Below are 25,490 nucleotides of genomic sequence, written 5' to 3'. Positions count from 1 at the left end.
GACCACGGCGACTGAGGATGGGGCCAGAGGCGCGAATGCTCACGGTGGCGAGCTCCGTTCTGTCGGGACGAGCCGGGCTATGGCCTAAAAATAGAACAAGTTCTCTTTTTAGGCCATAGCCCGGCAGCCCGACAGTTCCCCGAGTTCGGACCGCCCGGTTGTGAGGCGGCGCTACCTCGTCAGGACGCGAGGCTAGAACGCGAGACCGGAAGCCTCGAGGGTCTCCATGATGTACTCGGGAGCACCGTCGATGGACCACACGGCAAAAGCCACGGTCGCGAGGGTCAGTGCGGGACCGAGGATCCCCATTTCGAACGGCCCTCCGGCCCTGATCGCGATCATCTTCGGGAGTTTGATCTCCCACCATCGGGAACCTCTCCACGGGACGAACGGTGCAAGGAAGGGAATCCCCTCCTTCGTGATGGCGTCGCCGATACAGTGCGTCACGCATCCCAGCGCCACCGCGACACCGAGCCCGGTCGACCCCACCTCCCCCGGGAACCATCGCCACGTGAGGATCGACAGCACCGCCGCGACAGCCGTGACGGTGAACCACCCGTTCTTCTTCGCCCAGTTACCGAACAACCCCCGCAATGCCAGGCCCAGGGTCACGAAGAGGACCGCGATGACTGCTGCCCGGTCGAATCGCGAGACGAGCAGGGACACCCCCGTACCGAGCAGAGCAGCGAACAGCGCGGTGTGGGTCATCGTGCGGTGCCCCCCACGACGCTTTCCGTCGCGCCGGCCCTTGGTGATCGAGTAGTACCCCAGCGACACCTTGTCGATCCCTCGCGCCGCGACCTGACTGATCGGGCCGAACGAACGCGACACGGTCGATTGCGCCGTGTCGAGGTCGGGTAACAGTGCTGCGCCGGAACAGACGGCCGCGAACGCGAAGGCCTCGGCCGTCGAGGTCGGCCCGCCCCATTCGCGGGGAAGCACATCGGCGACGATGAGGCCGACGAGCGCCCCTGACACTGCATGGGTTGGGCCCATCACCATCTCGCACAACACCTTTCGACGCACGGAATCGAGTCCGGCCCCGGTGGACGAGCCACCGGGGCCGGACTATCAACCTAGCAATCACACCCGACCCACCCGTCACACGGATGTTCGAATGCGCCGAAAGGCAGACGAGGAGCGCTTACGCTCCCGCGCGCACGCCTTCCTCGACCTTCTTGCCGAGTTCCGCGTCGACGTTGCGCCAGTATTCGAAGATGCGCTCGTAGAGTGCCTCCGAGGTCCCGCCCAGCACGTGGCCGATGATGTTGTTCGCCAGCCGGTCGCGCGCCGCGTCGTCCAGAACCTCGCGGACGAGGATGCCGGCCTGAACGAAGTCACCGTCTTCCGGGTGTTCGATGTATCCGGCGCGCACCGCTTCGGTACCGAACGTCCACAGCCCGTCGTCGCCGGCACGCTCGGGATCGGCGTGCGGCCCACCGAAACTGTTCGGCGCGTACACCGGCGTGTCCGGGTCGTTGAACCGGTACGTCATGGTGCCGTCCTGCGAGTAGGAGTCGACGGTGTTCTTCGGTGCATTCACCGGAAGCTGGGCGTGGTTGGCGCCGATCCGGTAGCGATGCGCATCGGCATAGGAGAACACGCGGCCGAGCAGCATCTTGTCGGGCGACAACCCGATTCCGGGAACGACGTTCGAGGGCGCGAACGCCGCCTGCTCGATTTCGGCAAAGAAATTGCGCGGGTTGCGGTTCAAGGTCCAGGTGCCGACCTTGACGAGCGGGTAGTCCTTCTGCGACCAGACCTTGGTGACATCGAACGGGTTGAAACGGTAGGTCTCCGCCTCGGCGACCGGCATGATCTGCACGTGCAGCGTCCAGCTGGGGAAGTCACCCCGCTCGATCGCGTTGTACAGGTCGGCCCGGTGGAAGTCCGGATCGGTGCCGGCAAGGGTGTCGGCTTCCGCCTGGGTCAGGAACTCGATGCCCTGATCGGTCTTGAAGTGGTACTTCACCCAGAACCGCTCACCGGCGGCGTTGATCCACTGGTACGTGTGCGAACCGAAACCGTCCATGTTCCGCCACGAACGCGGGATGCCGCGGTCGCCCATGAGCCAGGTCACCTGATGTGCCGACTCCGGGCGCAGGGTCCAGAAGTCCCACTGCATCGTGTGGTCGCGGAGACCCGAGCCCCGCAACCGCTTCTGGGAGTGGATGAAGTCCGGGAACTTGATCGGATCCTTGATGAAGAAGACCGGGGTGTTGTTACCGACGATGTCGTAGTTGCCGTCTTCGGTGTAGAACTTCACGGCGAAACCGCGGGGGTCACGCCAGGTGTCGGGACTGCCCTGCTCGCCCGCAACCGTGGAAAAGCGCACGAGCGAGTCGGTTTTCGCACCCGGCTGGAAGAGTGCTGCCTTGGTGTACGCGGAAACGTCTTCCGTAACCACCAGTTCGCCGAATGCTCCGCCGCCCTTGGCGTGCACGACACGCTCCGGCACGCGCTCACGGTTGAAGTGTGCGAGCTTTTCGATCAGGTAGTGATCGTGCAGCAGAATCGGCCCTTGGGTTCCCGCAGTGAGCGATTCGTTGTCGCTGGCGACGGGAATACCGACGTCGTTGGTGGTGAACCGGGTGTTCGACATATCAGTGTCCTCCGAATTGCATGCCCGGATTTCGGGTGTGCGTGATCGGCACGGGCCGCGAGAAGCGAGTCCGTGCTGGTGAAGCGATGAAAGATGAGCGGGGATTCAGGGGCCGGCTAGCGGCAGTTCGCGCACAGCCCCCAGAAGGTGACCTCTGCTTCGTCGACGACGAAACCGTGGTCGTCGGATGGGGTCAGGCACGGCGCCGCGCCGACGACGCAGTCGATGTCGACCACCGAACCGCAGTTCCTGCAGACGAGGTGGTGGTGGTTGTCGCCGATGCGCGTCTCGTACCGCGCCGCCGATCCGGCCGGTTCGATTCGCCGGAGCAGTCCGGCACCCACACACGCCTTCAGAACGTCGTATACAGCCTGGGTGGACACGGATCCGAGAGTCTCCCGCACTCGGGCAGCGATGTGGTCGGCATCCGAATGAGGATGCTCGGCAACCGTTCCCAGCACGGCAACTCGCGGGGCCGTCACCCGCAGGCCCGCGGAACGCAGTTGTTCCGTGGGGTCGAAGTGGTGCCCGTCCATTCGTTGCATGGGACCCAGTATGCCCCTTTTCTGGAATTAGTCAAGAAAATGGGCATACGGGTCTACTTCGCAGGTCCGGTGCTCATCTGTCCGGAGGTGATGACGATGCCGTGGTGGGTTCCCGGACGCAGCCAGCGGCTCAGCGTCGGCCCTTCCGCCTCCACCCCGACACGTGCGTACCGGAACTTGCCCCGCAGTCGTGCGGTCGCGCGAGAGATCGAACCGTCGTCACCGGGCTGTGCGAAGGTGAGGCCACCGATGATCGGCAGTTCCGGGCCGCGCGGGCGAGCCGAGGTCGCGACCTTCCATCCGCCCCCGGCTGCGGAGAAGTCGCCGAGCACATCGCCCGAGAACGTCGCCAGCACCTTCGGCAACCGCCAGTGCGCCCGGCCGCCGTGCACCGACGGTTCGGAATCGACCGCGATGAACGGCACCGCCATCGCCGGGATCAGTCCCCGTCGTAACACCGGGCTGGCCAGGATCTCGCGATAGGGCCCCACCGGGGAATCCAGGTAGTCGACCATCATCGCGAGAGTGATCGGGAGAGTCGGGCCCTCGGGCCCGTATTCCGCGGCGACAGGCGTACTGCGGTGCCACCACAACGTCGCCCGCACCGCTGCCGGCCACGGCGGGGGCGGCGACGTCGGCCATTCGGTGCGCTCGTCTGCGCTCTCAGGCACTTTCCACAGCACGGTCTGCGTCCTTTCGTCGAATCGGATGGATCGGGAGTCGGAGCGCAGCAGGAGCACCGGCAGGGACCGTGGGCTTCACGGGAGGAACCGCCGTCACCGGTTCGTAGGGTGCGCCGAGTGGAGGCCGGGTGTCGTTCGCGCCCTTGTTCGGCCACAACGCCATCGCCCGCTCGGCCTGCGCGGTGATCGTCAGCGACGGGTTGACCCCGAGGTTGGCACTGACGACAGACCCGTCGACGACGTGCAGACCGTCGTGCCCGTAGACACGCAGGTACGGGTCGACGACGCCGCGTTCGGGAGAATCACCGATCGCACAGCCGCCGAGGAAGTGCGCCGTCATCGGGATGTTGACCAGGTCGACGATCGAACCGCCCGGGTCGCCTCCGATCTTTTGCGCGATGCGGCGGATCGCCTCGTGCCCGACCGGAATCCACTCCGGAGGCCGCTCCCCCGGTCCCGGCTTGCTGGTCAGCCCGCGACCGAGCGGGGTGCGCCTGGTCTTCAGTTCGAGGGAGTTGTCGTCCGTCTGCATCACCAGCGCGATCACGGTACGTTCCGACCAGTTCCGCACGGACAGGTTCCGCAGGAACGCACCCGGATTCCGGGCCGCGACACCGAAGAATTTCACCAGGCGGGGCACCCGGCCGCCACCGTCGACGAGCATCGCCTGGATCATCCCGATGAGATTGCTTCCCTTGCCGTACCGCACCGGTTCGATATGGGTGTGATCGTCGGGATGGAACGACGAGGTGATCGCCACACCGCCGGTGTAGTCCACGTCGCGATTCCGGGCGGTCGCCGCGAGTACCGCCTCGGAGTTGGTACGCACGACCGTTCCGAGGGTGCTCGACAGGTTGGGCAGATCCCCGGTCTCGCGGCTCGCGAGCAGCAGGCGTGCGGTTCCGTAGGTGCCGGCGGCGACGACCACGTGGTCGGCGGTGAACACGGTGCGGCGCTTACGAATGCCGTCGGTGCTCCGGGTGTGGACCTCGTAGCCACCACCGGGGCGGGGAACCACCCGGGTCACCGTGGACAGTGCGTGGATCACTGCGCCCGCACGTTCCGCGAGGTACAGGTAGTTCTTCACCAGAGTGTTCTTTGCTCCGACCCGGCATCCGGTCATGCAGCTTCCGCATTCGGTACAGCCGGTGCGCTCGGGTCCGGCACCTCCGAAGTAGGGATCCGCCACGGTCTTGCCGGGCTCGTCGAAGAACACGCCCACCGGCGTGGTCACGAAGGTCTCGCCGGCGCCCATCTCCTCGGCGACCTCGCGCATCACCTTGTCGGCGGGAGAGGTGGTGGGGTTCGGGCGCACGCCCAGCATCCGGGCGGCCTGATCGTAGTACGGGGAGAGCTCGGCCTCCCAGTCGTCGATGTGCCCCCACTGAGGGTCCCGGAAGAAGGGTGTGGGCGGCTTGTACAGCGTGTTCGCATAGTTGAGCGAGCCACCGCCGACGCCTGCCCCGGCCATCACCAGGACGTCGGGAAGCAGGTGCATGCGCTGCACTCCGTAACACCCCAGCGCCGGTGCCCACAGGTACTTGCGCAGCCGCCAGCTGGTCTTCGGCAGATCCTCGTCCGAGAAGCGACGGCCCGCTTCGAGAACGCCTACCTTGTAGCCTTTTTCGGTCAGCCGTAACGCGGCGACACTGCCCCCGAAACCGGAGCCGATCACGAGAACGTCGAAGTGGGTCATGCTGTTGCTCCTGCCGCGGCGGTCCGCTGCGTGTAGTTCTCGAGATCGAACTGCTTCGTGCGCGCACGGTAATGCCAGGTGAACGTCGGCCACATCACGGAGTTGCGGCCCTTCTCGTCGATGTACCAGCTACTGCAACCTCCGGCGTTCCAGACCGTCCCCTCGAGGATCGGATCGAGTTCGTCGGTGTAGCGGCGCTGCGCGTCCCCGGTCACTTCGAGGGCGGCGATCCCGCGGGATCGCATGGTGCGCAACGCGTCGGCGATATATGCAGCCTGCGATTCGAGCATGTACACGATCGAGCTGTGTCCGAGGTTGGTGTTGGGTCCGTAGACGAGGAACAGGTTGGGGAACCCGTGTACCGAGATTCCCAGGTGGGCCGCGGGGCTGCCGTCCCACGTCTCGGCGAGTGTGCGACCGTCGGTTCCGCGGATGTGGTGGGCGACGGGAGGTTCGGTCGGCGTGAAGCCGGTACCGAAGATGATGGTGTCCACCGGGTACTCGTTGCCGTCCTTGTCGACGACGCCGTTCTCCGTCACCGCGGTGAGCCCGGACGACACCACGCTCACATCGGACCGCGTGATGGTGGGGAACCACTCGTTGGACAGCAGGATCCGCTTGCAGGTGATCGCGAAATCGGGCGTGAGCCGCTCGCGCAGCGTCGGGTCCTGCACCTGCTTGCGGAGCACCTGCCGGGCGCGGCGCTCGAACAACGGCAGGAGGTATTTGCGGGCGAACGGCTTCGTCATGCCCACGACATAGATTTCTTTCTGCCCGTATACAGCGCCGCGCATGAGCTTCTGGGTGAAGGGGAAGCGGCGGTACAACGACCGGACCGAGCGGGCGATGGCGGGATCGTGCTTGGGCATGACCCACGACGCGGTGCGCTGGAACAGGGTGAGGTGGGCGACGCGGTCGACGATCGCGGGAACGAACTGGATGGCCGATGCCCCGGTGCCGATCACCGCGACGCGTTCACCGGTGAGATCGTGGTCGTGGTCCCATTCGGCGGAGTGGAAGGTCTTGCCCCGGAACAACTCGAGTCCGGGAACCTTCGGGTAGGTGGGCGTCGAGAGGGCACCGGTTGCGGCGACGAGCACGTCTGCGGTGAGGTCGCCGCGGGACGTCGACACCGACCACACTGCGCGGGCGGCGTCCCACTGCGCCTCCCGCAGCTCACATCCGAACATTGTGCGCTGGGTGACACCCTCGTCACGGGCCACGCGCCGGAGGTAGGCGTAGATCTCTTCCTGGGTGCCGTGGGCACGCGACCAATCGGGTTCGGGCGCGAAGGAGAACGAGTACAGCGCGCTCGGGACGTCGCATGCCGCACCCGGGTAGGTGTTGGCCCGCCACGTACCGCCTACGTCGTCTCCCCTTTCGAGGACGAGAACATCTGCGGTCGGATCCTGGCGCAGCAAGGTAGCGGCCGTTCCGATTCCGCCGAAGCCGGCGCCCACGACAAGGGTGTGCACGTGGTCGGGGAGCATCGCGAGACTCATTTCGACACCAGGGCCTTCCAGACCGGGAGGAGACGCTCCCGGAACTCTCGATCGGATTCAGGGGTACGCATCAGGGCGGAGACGGCGAAACCTCGCGCCAGTTCTATGGCGAGGTCGATGATGTCGGGACTCACCCGGTCGCCCATGATTTCGAGGCAACCGGTGCGCAGCGCGTCGGACACCTTGCGTTCCAGCGGAATCATCGCTGCGTGGAGCGACGGATCGGTCCGGGCCGCGACCCACAGTTCGAGTGCCGCGTCGAACAACGGTCCGGAGAACGCGTCGAACAATGCCTCGAATCCGTACTCCGGGTCGGGGTCGGATTCGAGGATCTCTTGCAACCGCTTTTCCACCAGATGCTCGATCGCCGCCACGACCAGAGATTCCTTGGTGGGAAAGTGGTGTAACTGTGCGCCACGGGAGACACCGGCACGGGTGGCGATGCCCTGCGTACTGATGCCCGCGTATCCCTGCTCGACCAGGGATTCCACGGCTGCGTCGAGCAGTTTCGCGCGAGTGGCCGCTGTTCGTTGCGCCTGAGTTCGTGTGGCGCCGGGCACAGTGTCGTGGATCACGCTACGGATCGTAACGGTAAACCAACAAACAGTCCAGACTGTATGTAAACCCCTTTAGGGACGCTTCAGCGACCGGGCCGTCTCATGGGCAGGTGGTCGATACCCGCCTCGACGCAATTCGGGCCGGTGCGCTCGAAACCCAAGCGGCCGTACCAGTCCTCGAGATATGCCTGTGCCAGGATCTCGACGGGTTGCGGATGGTCGTCGATCACCGACTCGATCAAGCGGGCAGCGAGACCCCTGCCCCGGGCATGCTTCGCGGTCGCGACCCGCCCGATGTGGATGACCGGTCCGTCGGAGTCGAGGACCCGGAGGGTCGCCACCACATCGTCGCCCTCCTCGACCCAGTAGTGCGTCGTGCCGGGCTCGAGGTCGAGGCCGTCGAGTTCGGGCTCGGACACGATCCCCTGCTCGTACACGAACACTTCCGTGCGCAACCGCACGATGCGGTAGAGGGTCGCCGGTGCGATGCGGTCGAGGGTCGCGGAACGAATGGACGTCACACCGGCCATCCTAGGTGGGAGCTCACAGCGAACCCTCGGACGAAAAGCAGCGAGTGGACCACCCCTGGGGATGATCCACTCGCTCGAGTACCGAGATGACGGAGCTCAGACGAGCAACTCCGCGATCTGAATCGTGTTGAGCGCAGCGCCCTTGCGCAGATTGTCGCCCGAGACGAACAGCGCGAGGCCACGGCCATCGGGCGCACCCGGGTCCTGACGGATGCGGCCCACCAGCGAGACGTCGTCACCGGCTGCCGCGAGCGGGGTCGGCACGTCGACGAGCCGGACACCCGGAGCCGCGGCGAGGATCTCCTGCGCACGCTCGACCGACAGGGGCCGCTCGAACTCCGCATTGATCGACAGCGAATGGCCCGTCACGACCGGCACGCGCACGCACGTTCCGGACACGAGCAGATCCGGAAGACCCAGAATCTTGCGCGACTCGTTGCGCAGCTTCTGGTCTTCGTCGGTCTCGCCGGAACCGTCGTCGACGAGCGAACCGGCGAGCGGCAGCACATTGAACGCAATCGGTGCGACGTACTTGTCGGGTGCCGGGAAATCGACCGCGCCGCCGTCGTGCACCAGCTTCTCCGCGTCGTCGATGACCGCGCGGGCCTGGCCCAGCAGTTCCTCGACACCGGCGATACCGCTACCGGAGACCGCCTGGTAGCTCGAGACGATCAGACGCTGAAGGCCCGCCTCGTCGTGCAGCGCCTTGAGGACCGGCATCGCGGCCATCGTGGTGCAGTTGGGGTTCGCGATGATGCCCTTCGGCGGGTTCTTCGCCTGCTCGGGGTTGACCTCGCTCACGACGAGGGGAACGTCGGGGTCCTTGCGCCATGCCGACGAGTTGTCGACAACGGTCGCGCCTGCGGCAGCGAAGCGCGGAGCCTGCGCACGGGACAACGTCGCACCGGCGGAGAACAGGGCGATGTCGATGCCCGCAAGGTCCTCGTCGGACGTCGCGGCAGCGTCCTCGACGACGATTTCCTCACCCCGGAAGGGAAGCTTCTTGCCGGCCGAGCGAGCCGAGGCGAAGAAACGAACCTTGTCGGCCGGGAAGTTCCGCTCCTCGAGGAGCGTGCGCATGACGATGCCGACCTGTCCGGTGGCACCCACAACAGCAATGGTGGTCATATCTATCGCCCCGTCCCTGCGTGCACGACCGCTTCCTCGGTGCCACCGAGATCGAACGCTGCATGCAGGGCACGCACCGCTTCGTCGAGTTCGGTGTCGTCGACGAGGACCGAGATGCGGATCTCGGAGGTCGAGATGAGATCGATGTTGATGCCGGCGTCGGCGAGCGCCTCACAGAACTTGGCGGTGACGCCGGGATGGCTCCTCATGCCGGCGCCGACGAGGGAGACCTTGCCGATGTGGTCGTCGAAGAGGACCTGTGTGAAGCCGATCTCTTCCTGCCGCTTGGTGAGCAGTTCGACCGCGCGCGGAGCGTCGGAGGTGGGCAGGGTGAAGGTGATGTCGGTCTTGCCGGTCTCGACCTTCGAGATGTTCTGCAGCACCATGTCGATGTTGATGTCGGCGTCGGCGACCGCACGGAACACCTTGGCGGCGTAGCCGGGGGTGTCCGGCAGACCGACCACGGTGATCTTCGCTTCGCCGCGATCGTGCGCAACGCCGGTGATCAGTGCCTCTTCCACAGGGATGTCCTCCATCGATCCGGACACGATGGTGCCGGGCTTGGTGGTGTACGACGAACGAACGTGCACAGGCACGTTGTAGCGGCGGGCGTATTCGACGCACCGCAGCATCAGGACTTTGGCGCCACTCGCGGCGAGCTCGAGCATCTCCTCGAAGGACACCTTCTCGAGCCGCTGTGCGTCCTTGACGATGCGCGGGTCCGCGGTGAACACACCGTCGACGTCGGTGTAGATCTCGCACACGTCCGCCTCCAGTGCGGCGGCGAGAGCGACGGCGGTCGTGTCGGAGCCACCACGACCGAGGGTCGTGATGTCCTTGCTGTCCTGGCTCACACCCTGGAACCCGGCGACCAGCACGATGCTGCCCTCGTCCAGGGCCGTGCGGACACGACCGGGGGTGACGTCGATGATCTTCGCGTTGCCGTGGCTGCCCGTGGTGATCACGCCGGCCTGCGAGCCGGTGAACGAGCGGGCTTCGGCACCGAGAGAATGGATAGCCATCGCGACCAGGGAGTTCGAGATTCGCTCACCCGACGTGAGGAGCATGTCCATCTCTCGCGCCGGGGGCACCGGGCACACCTGATGAGCGAGGTCGAGCAGTTCGTCCGTGGTGTCACCCATTGCGGACACCACGACCACGACGTCGTTGCCCGCCTTTTTGGTCTCGACGATCCTTTCAGCGACGCGCCGGATCCGCTCGGCCGTCGCGACCGAGGATCCTCCGTACTTCTGGACGACGAGTGCCACGCTGTCGAACCTCCGGGTCTTGGGAACAAGTCCAGGGGCCAAGCTTACCGATGGCTGTGTGGGGGTCGGTCGGGCCCATCGGGAAAGTGTCGTGCGCAACAACGGGCGGTCGCCGTCGGCGTCACGAACCGGCCGCCCGAATGTTCGACCGGTCTACTTCCTCGAGCCTTCGCCGCAGAAACCGGGCCGTTGCCTCGTTGCCCGTGGTCTTCAGTGCGGCGCGATACGCGTCGGCGGCGTCGGCCCGGCGCCCGGCGCGCCGCAGCAGATCTGCGCGGGCAGGCTCGATCAACCTGCGCAATCGTGGGTCTTCGGGCAGCGCCTCGAGTGCTGCGAGCCCCGCCTCCCACCCGTCCCGGAACCCGAGGGCAACCGCGCGGTTGACCGCCACGACGGGAGATCCCGACAACTCCAGCAGGCGGTCGTACGCACCGACGATGGTGACCCAGTCGGTCGCGTGCCAGGTCGGAGCGCAGGCGTGGACGGCGGCGATCACCGCCTGGGGCAGGTACGGCCCCGCGGAGCCACCCGCGCGATCGAGCGCGTCGAGGCCGTCCCGGATACGGTTCCCGTCCCAGCGCCCGCGATCCTGCTCCTCGAGCGGTCGCACCGCTCCGTCGGCGCCGACTCGCTCGTGACGCCGGCTGTCGTGCAGGAGCATCAGCGCGAGGAGTGCCCACGCCTCCCGCTGGTCGGGCATCAGGTCACACAGCAACCGCCCGAGCCGAATCGCCTCCGCGCACAGGTCCTCTCGGACCGGTGCGTCACCGGATGTCGCGGAATAACCCTCGGTGAAGACCAGGTAGATGCAGGTCGTGACTTGCGGAACACGTTCGGGCAGAAGGTGTTCCGGAGGTGACCGGAACGGAATTCCCGCATCGCGTATCTTCGCCTTCGCGCGGCTGAGACGCCGCGTCACGGTCGACTCCGTCTGCAAGAACGCCCGTGCGATTTCGGCGGCCGTCAGCCCGCACACCAGACGGAGCGTGAGAGCGACTTGGGCGTCGGGCGCGAGCGCCGGGTGACAGCATGTGAACAGCAACCGCAGTTCGTCGTCACGCACCCACGGCACCTCGTCGTCGAGCGCCCCCGGTACGTCGCCGAACCGCACGGCCGCGACCTCCTTTCCGTCGCGGGCCGCCTCCCGGCGGATCCTGTCCAGGGCACGCCGACGCGCAACGGTGGTGATCCACGCGCCGGGATTCGCGGGTTCGCCCCGCTCCGGCCAGGTCCGCAATGCGTCGACGAAGGCGTCCTGAACGGCATCCTCCGCAAGGGTGAGATCGCCGGCGAATCGCGTCACCGCTGCTACCGCGCGGCCGTGCTCCGCGCGAAACACCCGGGCGACGTCCATGCGGCCACTCCGCTATTCGTCGACCATGCGGCGTAGTTCGACGCATCCCCGGGGGCCCACCGGTATCTGCAGCGCGAGTCCCACTGCGGTGGCGCGATCGGGCGCGGACAACACGTACAGGCCGTTGGCGATCTCGGTGGATTCGGAGAACGGCCCGTCCGTCAGCATCACCTCGCCGCCCTTCGTGCGAACCGTGGTCGCCGAGGCCGGGGGGCGGAGTGCTCCTCCCGCGCGCACCGCCGAGCCGGCCGCTTCCGTGAATCGGGCGGGCGCGGCCGCACCCTCGTCCCACGCCGGGGTACCCGGATCGTCCGCGCTGCCGGCGGGTTCGCGCAGCAGTGCAAGCCAGCATCCGGCGCTGTGCGGCGTGGAGAACCACTCCACCATCGGCCACAACTCGATGTAGCCGTTGTCCATGTCGGGAATCCGGCGTACGAGGTCGAGAGCGGCATCGACATCGTCCGCCTCGAAGATGTAGAACCCGCCGACGACCTCGTTCGACTCGGCGAACGGACCGTCCGTCACCAGCGGGGTGCCGCCGGTGTTCCTGACGGTCGCCGCTTCGGCCACCGGATGCAGCGCACCGCCGCCGACGATCGCCGGACCGGCGTACGCGTCGAAGACCGCATGATGCGCCACCGATTCCTCGAACTCCGGGGTGCCCGGGATGGAGGCGGGCCCGCTTTCCGGTTCCGCCAGCAACGCCAAGTACTTCATCTCGCTATCCTCTCGTCTCGGAAAGGGGCGGGAAGCCCCTTTGCAAAGACGACGAACAATCGGAGCCCTTTCGGACAAAGCGGGGGCCGGCGGTGCAACGAGGTGTCGTGGCGTTTACACTGCTTGGCATGCAGCGCGCGCTTCTCCTCGGCCGCCGCGGCGGGATCTGACCAGACCGGCTTCCCGTCGCGGGGTTTCTACGCGCCGGTCGATATCCTGATCTGGACCCACCGGTCCCACCTCTTTGGAGATACGTCATGTCACCCGCCGACGCTTTCACCTCCGGTTCGCGCACCATCACCCCGCCGAGCAAGCCCGCGCCCGCCGATCAGCCAGCGTGGAACACCCAGAAGAACTCGTCGATGCCGACGTACCGGTACCGGCCGTTCGCCGAGGAAGTCGAGCCGGTCTCGCTGCCCGACCGCACCTGGCCCGACAAGATCATCGACCGCGCACCCGGCTGGTGCGCCGTCGACCTGCGTGACGGCAACCAGGCGCTCATCGATCCGATGAGCCCGGCCCGCAAGCGCCGGATGTTCGATCTGCTGGTGCGGATGGGCTACAAGGAGATCGAGGTCGGCTTCCCGTCCGCGAGCCAGACCGACTTCGACTTCGTCCGGGAAATCATCGAGGACAACGCAATTCCCGACGACGTCACCATCCAGGTACTGACGCAGTCCCGTCCCGAGCTGATCCGGCGCACCTTCGAAGCATGTGTCGGTGCACAGAACGTGATCGTGCACTTCTACAACTCCACGTCGATCCTGCAGCGCCGGGTCGTGTTCCGCGCCGACAAGGACGCCGTCAAGAAGATCGCGACCGACGCCGCGGAACTGGTGATCGAGACCGCGAAGGATTACCCCGACACCAACTGGCGGTGGGAGTACTCCCCCGAGTCCTACACCGGCACCGAACTGTCGTACGCCAAGGAAGTGTGCGACGCGGTCGTGGCGACCCTGGGCGCCACCCCCGAGCACCCGGTGATCATCAACCTGCCGGCGACCGTCGAGATGGCCACCCCGAACGTGTACGCGGACTCGATCGAGTGGATGCACCGCAATCTGGCCCAGCGCGACTCGATCATCCTGTCGCTGCACCCCCACAACGACCGCGGGACCGGTGTCGCGGCCGCCGAGCTGGGTTACCAGGCCGGCGCCGACCGTATCGAGGGTTGCCTGTTCGGGAACGGCGAGCGCACCGGCAACGTATGCCTGGTGACGCTGGGCCTGAACATGTTCAGCCGCGGGGTCGACCCGCAGATCGACTTCTCGAACATCGACGAGATCCGCCGCACCGTCGAGTACTGCAACCAGCTGCCCGTCCCCGAACGGCACCCGTACGGCGGCGACCTGGTCTACACGGCGTTCTCCGGTAGCCACCAGGACGCGATCAACAAGGGCATGGACGTCATGAAGGCCGACGCCGATGCGGCCGGTTCCGATGTCGACGACATCACGTGGGCCGTGCCGTACCTGCCGATCGACCCGAAGGACGTCGGCCGCAGCTACGAGGCCGTGATCCGCGTCAACTCGCAGTCCGGCAAGGGCGGCATCGCCTACATCATGAAGCACGACCACGGCCTGAATCTGCCGCGTCGTCTGCAGATCGAGTTCTCGCAGTCCGTGCAGGCCGTCACCGACGGGGAAGGCGGCGAAGTCAGCCCCAAGGAGATGTGGGACATCTTCCACGAGGAGTACCTGGCTCCCGTCACCCCGCTCGAGCGGATCCGCCAGAAGGTCACGGCCGCGGAGACGGACGACGGCGAAGACACCGTCACCGCGGTCCTCAAGGTGAACGGTGTCGAGAAGGAGATCACCGGTACGGGCAACGGCCCGCTGGCCGCCTTCGTCGACGGCCTCGAGTCGCTGGGCTACCGCGTCGCCGTACGCGGATACTCCGAGCACGCCATGTCCGCCGGCGACGACGCGAATGCCGCGGCCTACGTCGAGGCCGACGTGACCCGTCCCGACGGCACCACGACGCTGGTGTGGGGCGTGGGAATCGCCTCGTCCATCACCGTCGCGTCGCTGCGGGCGGTCGTCTCGGCGGTCAACCGCGCGAGCTGATCGCTCGGCCGATTCGGCCTCTGTCCCGACCTGCGCGGCGGTACTCTGCGGGAAGTTTCCGGGGTACCGCCGCGTCGTCGGTTCGGTACGCATCCCCGGACCACTGAGCTCGTCCTACGAGTAAGGGGATCGCCGTGGAGTTCTGGGACATCATGTGGTACATCATCGTGTGCTTCGCGTTCATCGCGTATCTGATCATGCTGTGGCTGATCATCAGTGATCTGTTCGCCAACCGAGACCAGTCCGGATGGGTGAAGGCGATCTGGATCGTGTTCCTCTTCATCTTCCCGCTGCTCACCGGCCTGGTGTACCTGGTGGTCCACGGTCGCGGTATGGCCGAGCGGTCGGCGCGAGAAGCAGCGCAGATCAAGTCCGCGCAGGACAACTACATCCGTGAGGTCGCGGGTAAGTCTCCGGCCGAGCAGATCGCCGACGCGAAGGCGCTGCTGGACGCCGGCACGATCGACGAGGACGAGTACCGGGTGCTGAAGTCGAAAGCCCTCGCCTGAGTCGCTTCCGTTCGAAAACGATGCCGGTTCACTGCGATCCGAGTACCGCCGCCGCTGCGGCACGAAAGCTCTCCATCACCGCAGCGACGGCGGGTCGCCGTTCCGCACCCGGCCGGGTCACCAGGTCGTAGATCCGTCCCGCGCGAACCCCGGCCAGCGGACGCCGCTCCAGCCGTGGATTCAGGATCGAATACCGTGGCAGGAGAGCCACACCACGACCCGCGACAACCAATTCCTCGATCACGCGGAAGTCGTTGATGCGGTGTATGACCCGTGGCCGTATCCCCGTGACGGCCGCGACGGACAGTAGGACGTCGTCGACCGGAAAACCGCCCCGCACGCTGATCCAGCTCTCCCCGGCGAGGTCGTCGAGTCGCACCTCGGAACGTGCCGCCAGGCGGTGTCCGGGTGCGAGCACGATATCGATCGGCTCCCGCATGAGCGCATCGACGACCACCCGCGGCGCGGTGAGCGGCGCGCCGCGCTCGTCGCGGTGGGTGAGTACCACGTCGTAGTCGGCGAGGAGCCCCGGCACTGCGGACGCGGGCGCGTCCTCGTCGCTGACGTCGAGTTCGACACCGAGCGCGGTTGCCGACGCGAGGACGGCAGGGAGCAGCAACGCGGCTCCCGACGGGAACACCGCCACGCGGACCCGGCCGGTCGGCGACTGCCGGTAGGCCGCCATTTCTGCATCGGCCCGATCGAGCGCGTCGACGACCTCGTCGGCGCGCAGCACGAGAGCCCTGCCCGCGTCGGTGAATCGCAGGCGCCGGCCGTCGGGTTCGAGCAGTGGCACGCCCGCTTCGCGCGCGAGGATCTTGAGCTGCTGCGACACGGCAGACGGTGTCATCGACAGTGCCGTTGCGGTGGCGGCGACGGTCTCACGGTCTGCGAGTTCGCGCAGGATCCTCAATCTCGCGACATCCATGAAGAAATTCTAAATGTAGCGTTCGGAAAGATTCGATTGTCCTGGACGTTTCTTCCTGCGAACAATATCCGTATGACTCCCCGCGACCGCCTTCTCGCTCTCACCGTGGTCGTTCTCTGGGGCTGCAATTTTCTTGCCATCCGGGTCGGGCTCGACCATTTCCCACCGTTCTTCTTCGGAGCACTCCGCTTCGCCGTGATCGCGATTCCCGTGGTGCTGTTCGTACCGCGACCCGTGGTGCCTCTGCGGTGGCTCGTGCTCTACGGTGCCGGTTTCGGGTTCGGACAATTCGCATTCCTGTTCTGGGCCATGGAATCCGGATTGCCCACCGGCCTGGCTTCGCTGGTTCTCCAAGCCTCGGCGCCGCTGACGGTCGTGCTGGGTGCAGTGCTGTTGCGCGAGCGGCTCGGCGGCATTCGGATCGCCGGCGTACTCACCGCCGTCGCCGGGATGGTGGTGGTCGCATTCGCACACGGCGCCGCCGACGCGAGCCTGGTCCCGATGATGCTCGCGTTGCTCGCCGGGCTGTCGTGGGCGATCGGCAACATTGCGACGCGCAAGGCCGCCTCGCGCGAACCGATGCGCCTGATGCTGTGGATGTGCGTCGTCCCGGTCCTTCCGTTGCTCGCCGTGTCGTGGGTCGTCGAGGGTCCGTCGGCGTGGGCCACCCTCGGCACCGCGTTCACGACGGCCGACGGAGCGCTCGCGCTTGCCGGTCTGACCTACATCGTCCTGCTCGCCACGATCGTCGGTAACGGCATCTATGTAGCGCTGATGTCGCGTTATCCGGCGAGCACCGTCGCTCCGCTCTCGCTGATGGTGCCGATCGTGGGATTCGCGGCAGCGGGACTCGCGTTGGGTGAGGAGCCGGCTCTCCTGACCCTGCTCGGAGGTGCCGTCGTCATCGCAGGGGCACTGGCTGCCCAGGTGGCACCGAGTCGGCGGAGCGCCGCTCCCGGGCCTGTGGAACACTCGCCGACGTGGGAACTAGCACTGAAATCACCGCGCGCGGCCGGTTCGCCCTGCGCGCCGCGAAAGCTGCCGCCTGGGCGTCCCAGAAGGCCGGACGCGGCAAGGGGTCGATGATCGGCGGGCTCATCGCCCTGAAGATCGAGCCGACGCTGATGAAGCAGGTCGGTCACGGGCGCCGCACGGTGCTCGTCACCGGCACCAACGGCAAGTCGACCACGACGCGGATGACCGCCGCCGCCCTGGAGACGATCGACAAGACCGTCACGCAGGCGGACGGCGCGAATATGGACGCGGGCATCGTGGCGGCCCTCGCCTCCGATCTCGGCGCGCCTCTCGCCGCGATCGAGGTCGACGAGCTTCACACCCCGCACGTGGCCGACGCCCTCGCCCCCGAAGCGATAGTCCTGCTCAATCTCAGCCGCGATCAGCTCGACCGCGTGGGCGAGATCAACATGATCGAGCGCAAGCTACGCGCGGGTCTTCAGCGGCACCCCGAGGCCGTGATCATCGCCAACTGCGACGATGTGCTCGTCACGTCGGCCGCATACGACAACCCCAACGTCGTGTGGGTGGCCGCCGGCGCAGGATGGGCGAACGATTCGGTGAGCTGCCCCCGCACCGGGGAACCCATCGCCCGCGAGGGCGTCCACTGGTACAGCACGGGATCCGATTTCGCTCGGCCCCAACCTGATTGGTGGGTCGACGACGACAACTTGTACGGGCCCGACGGTCTTGTGCTGCCGTTGAAGCTGACACTGCCCGGCAAAGCCAACCGCGGAAACGCCGCCCAGGCGGTCGCGGCCGCGGTCGCGTTGGGCGCCGACCCTGCCGACGCGGTCGCCGCAGCAGCAGTTGTCGACGAGGTCGCGGGCCGGTACAAGACCGTCCAGGTCGGCCCGCATTCCGTCCACATGCTGCTCGCCAAGAACCCGGCGGGCTGGCAGGAAGCGCTGTCGATGATCGATCCGACCGTCGACGGACTCGTCATCGCCGTCAACGGTCAGGTGCCCGACGGCGAAGACCTGTCCTGGCTGTGGGATGTGCGCTTCGAACACTTCGAGGGAGTACAGGTGGTCGCGGCGGGCGAGCGCGGCACCGACCTTGCGGTGCGCCTCACCTACGCGGGCGTCGACCACACTCTCGTTCCGGACCCGCTGAAAGCCATCGCCTCCTGCCCGCCCGGGCGGGTGGAGGTGCTCGCCAACTACACCGCGTTCCGGGATCTCAACACCGAAATCTCCAGGAGGACGGCCAATGTCTGACTCGACCGTTCGGATCGGGCTGGTGCTGCCCGACGTCATGGGCACCTACGGCGACGGCGGAAACGCCCTCGTGCTGCGGCAGCGCCTGCGCATGCGCGGCTATGACGCCGAAGTCATCGAGATCGGTTTGAGCGACCCGGTGCCCGAGTCGCTCGACATGTACACACTCGGCGGAGCCGAAGATGCCGCGCAGCGACTCGCCACGCGGCATCTCCAGCGTTATCCGGGTCTGCAGCAGGCCGCCGGGCGCGGTGCACCCGTGCTCGCGATCTGCGCCGCCATCCAGGTGCTCGGCCACTGGTACGAGACCTCGTCGGGAGAACGCGTCGACGGTGTCGGCCTCCTCGACGTGACAACCTCGCCGCAAGAGGTCCGTTCGATCGGGGAGATCGTCACACAGCCCGTCGTCGGCGGTCTCACGCAGCCGCTGACCGGCTTCGAGAACCACCGAGGCGGAACAACTCTCGGGTCGAGTGCGACAGGTCTGGGACGCGTGTCCCGCGGCGTCGGCAACGGTGTCGGCGACGGATTCGAAGGAGCAGTCCAGGGTTCGGTGATCGGCACCTATCTGCACGGACCGGTGCTGGCGCGCAATCCCGAACTCGCCGACCACCTGATCGCGCAGGCACTCGGCGTGAATTCACTTCCGCCGCTCGATCTTCCGGAAGTCGACCTGCTGCGACGCGAGCGCCTGCGCGCCTAGGACTCCGTCGAGAGAGCGTCTCCGTCAGCTGTGGGCGGAGGCGTGCTCGACGACCAGGCGCGCGAGTTCGTCGGGGACTTCGTCCGGTATCCAATGGCTGACGCCGGCGAGCGTCGCCGAGCGGTACGGACCGGAGACATAGCGCGGCGTGGCCTCGACCCCGGCGGGCCCGACGGCGACGTCACCGTCGCTCCACACCATGAGCGTGGGCACCGTGACGGACTCGAGCGTCGCTTTGGGGTCGCTCCACGGCATCGCCCGGTACCAGTTCACCCCACCGCGCACCGCGGATCGGTCGGCAAGACGGGCCGCGTCGCGCGTCACCGCAGCGTCGGGCTGGCCCGACCGGCTCAGAACGAAGCGTCCGACCGACTCGTTGCTCAGCAGGAGTTCCGGGACCCACGGCATCTGGAACGCGAGCATGTACCAGGACTTGAACAACTGGGTGCTCGTGGCGAACGCGCGAAGGAACGCCGCGGGGTGGGGCACCGACACCGCGGTGAGGGACCGCACGAGGTCCGGGTGCTGGGCAGCTACTCCCCACGCGACTATCGCACCCCAGTCGTGCCCGACGAGGTGGACGGGCGACCCGTCGCCGACCTGCTCGATGATCGCGACGGCGTCCCCGACGAGCAGGGGAATCCGGTAGTCGCGGCGACGGGCCGGACGCGCGCCCGGTGAATACCCGCGCTGGTCCGGCGCGAAGGTGCGGTATCCGGCCTCGTGCAGCCACGCGGCCACGCCGTCCCACGATCGTGAATCCTGCGGGAACCCGTGAAGCAGTACGACACGTTCGCCGTCGATCGGTCCGTCGTCCCGGATGTCGAACGTCAATCCGTTGTGGACGACGGTCGTGATGCGTTCCCCCACCCTGTTCCCTTTCGTCGCAGGCCCCCCGACAGGGGTTCGGCCCGGTTCCGCTCTCGCGTGTACCGGGCCGGATCTCTGCTTCACGAGCACTTCTCTGTCGTCCGCGGACGTCTCCGGCTCGATTCGCAAGACCGATGTTACCTAGGTCACATCGACGGGTGCAACCCCAGGAGCTTTTTGCGCGAGGATCGCGGTACCCATCCACCGGCGCAGATATCGGCGCAGTTCGTCGTCGCTGCGCGGAGGATCCCCCGGGGAGACGAAGAACGACTGCATCGTCCGCAGGACGAATTCGACCAGTTCGCCGAGCGACTCGTCGTCGTAACCGTAGCTCTCCCAGTCGACGTCGAACCGCCGGATCATGGTCATGCCGAAGGCGCGCGCCTCACCCGACGCGATCACTTCCGGATGCGGATCCGAATACGTACTCGACAGCAGAATGCCCAGGTGCGGGGTGCGGCGGACTTCCGCGAGCGTGAACACGACCCCCGCGACCATCGCCTCCGCCGGATCACCGATGCCGCTCACTTCGTCGGCCAGCCGATCCAGGAATCCTTCGACCGACGCGATCGCCGCCGCGCGCATCAGCGCGTCGGCGCCGGGAAAGTACCGGTACACCGTCTGGCGGATGACCCCCAGCGACTGAGCCACGTCGGCGATGCTGATTTCGGCTCCGGACTGCGCGATCAGCTCGACCGCCGCCGCGACTATCCGCTGCGTGGCCTCCTCGTCGTCGACGGGAGGACGCCCGCCCCACCCACGTCTCCGCGCCACAATCTGCTTCCTCGGGTACCACGACCTGCAACAAGAACCCGACGGTAACACGGCGCACGTCCGCACACCGGGCCCGTCTGCGCGTCGCGGGGCCTTCCGCATCGGCGCCGGGATTCCTATCATACAAATGAGCGCACTGATGTATGGTCACGCCGAACCGAGGCCTCGTCACCCGGGGCCCCACCCGCCCGGCCTCCCAGGGCCGGCATGAGACGAGGTAGCGCCACGATGACGAACCTGCAGGTCCGGAAGATGCGCTTCGCATTCGCGGACTACGACGTGCCATTCCTGTGGAACGAGGAGAACCCGGCCTTCTCGAGCATGGCCAACGCGGTGTCGTTCCTCGCGATCGGCTTCGAGAAGATGATCGTGAACATGGTCCAGGAGGTCGTGCACCGGATCGCCGACCCGAAGGTGGTCGAGGAAGCCAATGCCTTCATGTACCAGGAAGGCCAGCACTCCACCGCCCACCGGCAACACGTCAAAGGGCTGATCAAGCGGTACCCGGGTCTGCAGGAAACGCTCGACGAGGTCGTCGCTGCGTTCGACCGGCTCACGGCGGAGAAATCCCTCGAGTACCGCCTCGCCTACACGGCGGATCTGGAAGCGACCTTCACTCCGGTCTTCAAGCTGATGCTCGACAACGACTCGCACCTGTTCCGGCCCGGCGACGACCGTGTCGCATCGCTGTTCATCTGGCATTTCGTGGAAGAGGTCGAGCACCGCAGCTCCGCGCTCATCATCTTCGATGCGGTCGTCGGCAGCGACCTCTACCGGATGCGCATGGCACCTTCGGTGTTCAAGCACGTGCTCGACGTCATCGCCATCGCGTGCGACGGCTTCAACAAGCATGTCCCGATCGAGGACCGGAAGATCGACGCCATGTCGATGTTCGCGTCGTACCGGCGTAAGCAGATCCTGCGCAAACGCCTGCCGTTCCTCGACGCCGAGGACCACGGGCCGATGCCGCGGGCGTTCGACGTGCTTCCCTTGCGCGAGCAACTCGTCGCACTTGCGGGTGTCGTGCGCAGCCAGCTGCCCAAGCACAATCCCGATCACGAGAAGCTTCCCGCGCTCGCCGATGTCTGGTTCGAACGGTTCGACGCCGGCTACGACGTCTCGCACTGGTACACCGCCGAGACCGTGTCCGCGCGGGAGGCCGAGTGATGTCGGATCTCTGTTCCCCCACGTTCGAGGATCTCGCAACGCGGCTGGGGTTCTCGTGTGCCGAAGCCGGCGGGCTCTTCGAACTGCGTAGCCCGTTCGCCCTGGAGAACTGGACCCTTCCGGTGCTCGAAGCGACGATCGTGATCGGTGCGCTCCTGGCGCTGATCTACGCGATCGTCCGGCTCCGCCGCACCGGTGATCCCACCAATCTGGTCGTGTGGCTCGGAACGCTCGCGTTCCTGTTCATCATCGAACCGCTGTTGTACTTCCCCGACGCCTTCGGCGTCGAGGAATACGTGGACACGATGTTCGCGCACAACGTGTTCACGGTCGAATTCATGTGGGGGCGTCTGCCCCTGTACATCATCGCGATCTACCCGCTGATGGCGACGATCGCGTTCGAGATCGTCCGGATGCTCGGCGTGTTCCGGCAGTACGGCACCCTCGTCGGCGCCGCCTGCGTCGGTTTCGTCCACCACGCTTTCTACGAGATCTTCGATCATCTCGGCCCCCAGTTGCGGTGGTGGGAGTGGTCGCTCGACAATCCGGTCAACCAGCCGTTCTTCGAGTCGGTTCCGCTGCCGAGCGTGGTCGTCTTCGCCGCCCTGTGGCCGATGTCCCTGGCGTTCTGCGTCCAGTACTTCGTCGGCCGCCACGCCGACGCGGGCCGCACCTTCGGAGGTCTCGAACTGGTCTGGCGGACAGTGGTCGTCGGGCTTCTGGCCGCTCTGGGAACGGTGATCCTCCCGGCACCCGCGACCGTCATCGGGATGGGCAGCACGACGGTCCGCGCGACCATCTACGCCGCCGAACTCGTCCTCGTCTCCGCCGTGGCGATCTATGTGCTCACACGCCAGTGGCGCCGGTTGCGCACCGTGCAGGGCACGACCGGTTCACCGGCGACACCGGCGTATTCCAACGACTTCGTCAGGTATTTCAGCATCGTGTACCTGCTGGTGATGGCGGTGTTGTGGGCAAGTGCGCTGCCCGACTACTTCGCGGCCACCGACGGCGTGACCGCCGACGGCGATCCCGTCGGCAGCCTCTGGTACACGGCGGCGTGCTTCGTGGCGGCGATACTCGTTGTGGCAGCGACCTTCACGATCCCACGCAGCTACTCGTCGAGCGTCGACGACGCTCGCGCGAGAACACTCTCCGGCGCATAGTTGGCCCAGCCCGTCCCAGGCCAGTTGAACCACCCCGACGACGCGAGTGTGCCGCCGTCGGGGTGGAGCGTGGTCCCGGTGACGAACGACGACAGACCCGACGCGAGGAACACGACGCAATGGGACACGTCGTGGACGTGACCGACCCGCCCCATCGGGATCGCGACAGCCGCGCTGCGTGGATCCGCCAGCGCGTGCTCGCCCACGGCCAGCTTGTCGAGGTTGGGCGTCGGAACGAAGTCCGGGGCCACGTTGTTCACCCGGATGCCGTCAGGCGCCACCTCGACGGCAAGGGTGCGGGCGAACTGCTCCACGGCAGCCTTCGCCGCCGAATAGACGGCGAATCCGGGTGCGGCACGGTGCGCTTCGATGGTGGTGAGGTTGACGATGCTTCCCCCGCGGCCACCACGCTGCATACGGGGCACCGCCAGGGAACACGCGTGGAACACATGCGAGAGGTTGGTGCGGACGAGCGCGTCCCACCCCTTCGGGGTCGTATCGACGAACGGTGACCGGAACGTGCCACCGACGATGTTCACGAGGGTGTCGAGTCTCCCCCATCGCTCGTCGGCCGCGTCGAACAAGGCCTCGAGCGTCTCCGGATCCCGGACGTCGCCGTGCCGGACGACGGCGTCGACGCCCGCCTCCCGCAGCGACGAATCCAGTGCATCGACTGCGGCACGGTCGATGTCGAGGACGGCGGGACGCACGCCGTTGGCGGCGAGGTCCCGGACGATCGCCTCACCGAGACCGCCTGCCCCTCCGGTGATCACGGCGACGGTGCCGGCAAGTCGGGCCCGCTCCTCGAACCATCCTCCGGGCGAGGCGTTCGCGGTGGTGTTCTGCACGGCTGCGGGACCTTTCACGACAGGTACGTGGTGCCGAAGGATTCGAGGAAGTCGACGGTGGCCGACAGTCCCTCGATGGGGCAGGAGACGGTCACCCAGTCCACACCGGCCTTCTCGAGATCTGCGAAGACCTCGCGGTGCCGGTCGGGGTGGACGTCCGCCGAACCGATCTCACCGCTGTACGAATAGACGACGTCGATGTGGTCGGTGCGGCCCGCGGCGACCGCCGCCTCGCGCACGTCGGTGATCTGGCCCGCAAGCTGATCGAGGGGGCCGAGTTCCTGCGTGCGCGCGGTCGCACTGAGCTGGGCGCCACCGGACATCGGCATCCACCCCTGCGCTCGCTGCGCGACGCGACGGCGAGTCAGTGCCGAGTTGCCCCCGATCCAGATCGGGATCGGATTCTGCACCGGGCGTGGCCTCGCCACGATGTTGTGCGCACTGAAGTGACGGCCGTCGTAGCTGAAGGGTTCACCACTCCAGTGCAGCGGAAGGACGTCGAGCGCCTCGTCGAACAGTGCGTTGCGTTCGTCGAAGTCGACGCCGAGCGCATGGAACTCGCTCTTCTGGTAGCCCGTGCCGATTCCGAGCATGAAGCGCCCCCCGGAGATCTTGTCGAGCGATGCCGCTGCCTTGGCGAGCAGGAACGGGTTCCGGTACGGCGCCACCGCGAGGTAGGTGAGCAGACGGAGACGCTCGGTCGCGCCGGCCACATAACCGAGAGCAACGAACGGGTCGAGAGTCTGATGCCCACCGGCGGAGAGCCAGCGCGCGCCCGGAGCGGGATGCTCACTGAAGGAGAATGCGTCGAATCCGGCACGCTCGGCAGCCACCGCGACCTCGCGGACGGGCCCGGGGTCGAGTACATCGCCCTCGGGGCCGTTGATCTCGGGGTAGTGGAAGATGAACCGCATTGTCACCTGTGCGCCTTTCCGGCGAGCCGTCTGCCGTTGCTCCACCCGCGCGTAAACGGGATTCTGGTTTGTGAGAACTTTCCTATCTTCAAAAGATAGTCAGATTGTCTCAGGATGCAACGGCGAGGCTTCGGAGCGGTGGAAGGATCCGGTTACGCGGCGTCGGCGCCGTCGAGCAGCCACCGATCGTCGACGCGCTCGACCGTGACGATAAACCGGGTCGCGTCGGTGCGGCCGTCTGGCACCACCGCATTCGTGACGTCCTGGTCGAGGAAGACGAGCACCGTGGCGGTCTCACCGTCGAAGCTCTCGAGTCCGGCGTGGTCGGCGCGGGCGACGGACGTGCCCTGCCCGTTCTCGACCAGTCCACGCAGATCGCCCGCCACACCTTCGTACTTCGCCGCGAACTCGGCGGTGGAATTCGCGGTGACCGCAGCCAGCGACTCGTCGAAGGTGCGGTAGTCGTACGTGCCCAGCATGACCGCGTACTCCCGCGCCTTCGTCACGGCTTCGGCGCGCAGCGCGGCAACTTCCTCCGCCTGCCACCACCGGAACCCGAGGAATGCCGCGGCGGCGAGAAGCGCAACGATCAACGCGACTACCGCCCATCGTGCGGGCCCGCCCCTCCGGAATGCGCCCCGCGCGTCCGGCGACAGCGCCGGGGTGTCGTCTCCCGCGTCGACGTCCGTCGCGGTCGTGCCTTCCGACGTTTCGGCAGGTTGCGTCATC

Annotated in this window: 25 protein-coding genes; 7 read left to right on the top strand and 18 right to left on the bottom strand. The window is 66.8% G+C overall.

Translation table 11 applies throughout. From position 1 onward, the window contains the following. Positions 1 to 192: 192 nt before the first annotated feature. From HF877_RS18340 to HF877_RS18285, 12 genes are all read right to left on the bottom strand, one after another. Positions 193 to 1,002 carry a metal-dependent hydrolase gene (locus HF877_RS18340; protein WP_169622624.1) on the bottom strand — a complete coding sequence of 270 codons (810 nt, stop codon included), beginning with the start codon at positions 1,000 to 1,002 and terminating at the stop codon, positions 193 to 195. 142 nt (positions 1,003 to 1,144) lie between these two features. Continuing rightward, a complete protein-coding gene (locus tag HF877_RS18335) occupies positions 1,145 to 2,602 on the bottom strand; it encodes a catalase (protein WP_169622623.1) in 1,458 nt (485 codons plus the stop codon). 116 nt (positions 2,603 to 2,718) lie between these two features. Then, positions 2,719 to 3,138 (bottom strand): Fur family transcriptional regulator, encoded by a 420-nt coding sequence (locus tag HF877_RS18330; protein ID WP_206037334.1) that lies wholly within the window; start codon positions 3,136 to 3,138, stop codon positions 2,719 to 2,721. Positions 3,139 to 3,200: 62 nt separating this feature from the next. Further along, positions 3,201 to 3,818 carry a hypothetical protein gene (locus HF877_RS18325; protein WP_169622645.1) on the bottom strand — a complete coding sequence of 206 codons (618 nt, stop codon included), beginning with the start codon at positions 3,816 to 3,818 and terminating at the stop codon, positions 3,201 to 3,203. Beyond that, positions 3,811 to 5,526: a GMC family oxidoreductase gene (locus tag HF877_RS18320; RefSeq protein WP_169622621.1), complete on the bottom strand. Its 1,716-nt coding sequence runs from the start codon at positions 5,524 to 5,526 to the stop codon at positions 3,811 to 3,813. Before HF877_RS18320 ends, HF877_RS18325 begins: the two co-directional genes overlap by 8 nt. After that, positions 5,523 to 7,028, bottom strand: coding sequence for an NAD(P)/FAD-dependent oxidoreductase (locus tag HF877_RS18315; RefSeq protein ID WP_169622620.1), 1,506 nt, complete (start codon positions 7,026 to 7,028; stop codon positions 5,523 to 5,525). The genes HF877_RS18320 and HF877_RS18315 overlap by 4 nt, the downstream gene beginning before the upstream one ends. Then, the gene (locus HF877_RS18310; protein ID WP_169622619.1) at positions 7,025 to 7,603 is read right to left on the bottom strand and encodes a TetR/AcrR family transcriptional regulator; all 579 of its coding nucleotides are present in this window, start codon (positions 7,601 to 7,603) and stop codon (positions 7,025 to 7,027) included. Before HF877_RS18310 ends, HF877_RS18315 begins: the two co-directional genes overlap by 4 nt. A gap of 65 nt (positions 7,604 to 7,668) precedes the next feature. Then, on the bottom strand, positions 7,669 to 8,106 hold the full coding sequence (locus HF877_RS18305; protein ID WP_169622618.1) for a GNAT family N-acetyltransferase: 438 nt from the start codon (positions 8,104 to 8,106) through the stop codon (positions 7,669 to 7,671). Between the two features lie 105 nt (positions 8,107 to 8,211). After that, positions 8,212 to 9,243, bottom strand: coding sequence for an aspartate-semialdehyde dehydrogenase (locus HF877_RS18300; protein ID WP_169622617.1), 1,032 nt, complete (start codon positions 9,241 to 9,243; stop codon positions 8,212 to 8,214). A gap of 2 nt (positions 9,244 to 9,245) precedes the next feature. Next, positions 9,246 to 10,511 (bottom strand): aspartate kinase, encoded by a 1,266-nt coding sequence (locus HF877_RS18295; RefSeq protein ID WP_169622616.1) that lies wholly within the window; start codon positions 10,509 to 10,511, stop codon positions 9,246 to 9,248. A gap of 121 nt (positions 10,512 to 10,632) precedes the next feature. Next, positions 10,633 to 11,865: a sigma-70 family RNA polymerase sigma factor gene (locus tag HF877_RS18290; RefSeq protein WP_169622615.1), complete on the bottom strand. Its 1,233-nt coding sequence runs from the start codon at positions 11,863 to 11,865 to the stop codon at positions 10,633 to 10,635. Between the two features lie 12 nt (positions 11,866 to 11,877). Next, complete coding sequence (locus HF877_RS18285) at positions 11,878 to 12,582, bottom strand: YciI family protein (RefSeq protein WP_169622614.1); 705 nt, start codon at positions 12,580 to 12,582, stop codon at positions 11,878 to 11,880. Between the two features lie 257 nt (positions 12,583 to 12,839). Here HF877_RS18285 and leuA point away from each other — a divergent pair, with 257 nt between their 5' ends. After that, positions 12,840 to 14,648: a 2-isopropylmalate synthase gene (leuA, locus tag HF877_RS18280; protein ID WP_169622613.1), complete on the top strand. Its 1,809-nt coding sequence runs from the start codon at positions 12,840 to 12,842 to the stop codon at positions 14,646 to 14,648. A 134-nt stretch (positions 14,649 to 14,782) separates the two neighbouring features. Continuing rightward, the gene (locus tag HF877_RS18275) at positions 14,783 to 15,157 is read left to right on the top strand and encodes an SHOCT domain-containing protein (protein ID WP_169622612.1); all 375 of its coding nucleotides are present in this window, start codon (positions 14,783 to 14,785) and stop codon (positions 15,155 to 15,157) included. Between the two features lie 28 nt (positions 15,158 to 15,185). Here HF877_RS18275 and HF877_RS18270 read toward each other — a convergent pair whose 3' ends face one another. Then, positions 15,186 to 16,085, bottom strand: a complete 900-nt coding sequence (locus HF877_RS18270; protein ID WP_169622611.1) for a LysR family transcriptional regulator — start codon at positions 16,083 to 16,085, stop codon at positions 15,186 to 15,188. A gap of 72 nt (positions 16,086 to 16,157) precedes the next feature. Here HF877_RS18270 and HF877_RS18265 point away from each other — a divergent pair, with 72 nt between their 5' ends. The 3 genes from HF877_RS18265 to HF877_RS18255 are packed head-to-tail and all read left to right on the top strand — an operon-like array spanning position 16,158 to position 19,022. Beyond that, positions 16,158 to 17,171, top strand: a complete 1,014-nt coding sequence (locus tag HF877_RS18265; protein ID WP_169622610.1) for an EamA family transporter — start codon at positions 16,158 to 16,160, stop codon at positions 17,169 to 17,171. Next, positions 17,066 to 18,319 carry a Mur ligase family protein gene (locus HF877_RS18260; protein WP_169622609.1) on the top strand — a complete coding sequence of 418 codons (1,254 nt, stop codon included), beginning with the start codon at positions 17,066 to 17,068 and terminating at the stop codon, positions 18,317 to 18,319. Before HF877_RS18265 ends, HF877_RS18260 begins: the two co-directional genes overlap by 106 nt. Continuing rightward, positions 18,312 to 19,022, top strand: coding sequence for a glutamine amidotransferase (locus HF877_RS18255; RefSeq protein ID WP_169622608.1), 711 nt, complete (start codon positions 18,312 to 18,314; stop codon positions 19,020 to 19,022). Before HF877_RS18260 ends, HF877_RS18255 begins: the two co-directional genes overlap by 8 nt. 24 nt (positions 19,023 to 19,046) lie before the next feature. On the opposite strand, the gene HF877_RS18250 is transcribed toward HF877_RS18255, so the two are convergent. Both HF877_RS18250 and HF877_RS18245 read right to left on the bottom strand, forming a co-directional pair. Continuing rightward, positions 19,047 to 19,892, bottom strand: coding sequence for an alpha/beta fold hydrolase (locus HF877_RS18250; RefSeq protein WP_169622607.1), 846 nt, complete (start codon positions 19,890 to 19,892; stop codon positions 19,047 to 19,049). 141 nt (positions 19,893 to 20,033) lie between these two features. Further along, positions 20,034 to 20,666, bottom strand: a complete 633-nt coding sequence (locus HF877_RS18245; protein WP_169622606.1) for a TetR/AcrR family transcriptional regulator — start codon at positions 20,664 to 20,666, stop codon at positions 20,034 to 20,036. Between the two features lie 228 nt (positions 20,667 to 20,894). Here HF877_RS18245 and HF877_RS18240 point away from each other — a divergent pair, with 228 nt between their 5' ends. Then, positions 20,895 to 21,833 (top strand): metal-dependent hydrolase, encoded by a 939-nt coding sequence (locus HF877_RS18240; RefSeq protein WP_169622605.1) that lies wholly within the window; start codon positions 20,895 to 20,897, stop codon positions 21,831 to 21,833. Then, positions 21,833 to 22,999 carry a hypothetical protein gene (locus tag HF877_RS18235; protein ID WP_169622604.1) on the top strand — a complete coding sequence of 389 codons (1,167 nt, stop codon included), beginning with the start codon at positions 21,833 to 21,835 and terminating at the stop codon, positions 22,997 to 22,999. The genes HF877_RS18240 and HF877_RS18235 overlap by 1 nt, the downstream gene beginning before the upstream one ends. Here HF877_RS18235 and HF877_RS18230 read toward each other — a convergent pair. The 3 genes from HF877_RS18230 to HF877_RS18220 all read right to left on the bottom strand — a co-directional run bounded on the left by HF877_RS18230 (position 22,948) and on the right by HF877_RS18220 (position 25,489). Further along, positions 22,948 to 23,847 (bottom strand): SDR family NAD(P)-dependent oxidoreductase, encoded by a 900-nt coding sequence (locus HF877_RS18230; protein ID WP_169622603.1) that lies wholly within the window; start codon positions 23,845 to 23,847, stop codon positions 22,948 to 22,950. The two genes, HF877_RS18235 and HF877_RS18230, sit on opposite strands and share 52 nt — an antisense overlap. Positions 23,848 to 23,861: 14 nt before the next feature. Next, on the bottom strand, positions 23,862 to 24,761 hold the full coding sequence (locus HF877_RS18225) for an LLM class F420-dependent oxidoreductase (protein ID WP_169622644.1): 900 nt from the start codon (positions 24,759 to 24,761) through the stop codon (positions 23,862 to 23,864). Between the two features lie 152 nt (positions 24,762 to 24,913). Continuing rightward, positions 24,914 to 25,489, bottom strand: coding sequence for a hypothetical protein (locus HF877_RS18220; RefSeq protein WP_169622602.1), 576 nt, complete (start codon positions 25,487 to 25,489; stop codon positions 24,914 to 24,916). Between the last annotated feature and the right edge of the window lies 1 nt (position 25,490).

Source organism: Rhodococcus sp. BL-253-APC-6A1W (genome assembly GCF_012843405.1).
Classification (GTDB): domain Bacteria; phylum Actinomycetota; class Actinomycetes; order Mycobacteriales; family Mycobacteriaceae; genus Rhodococcus.
The sequence above is the reverse complement of the archived record's forward strand: the minus strand, read 5'-3'. Positions and strand labels throughout refer to the sequence as shown.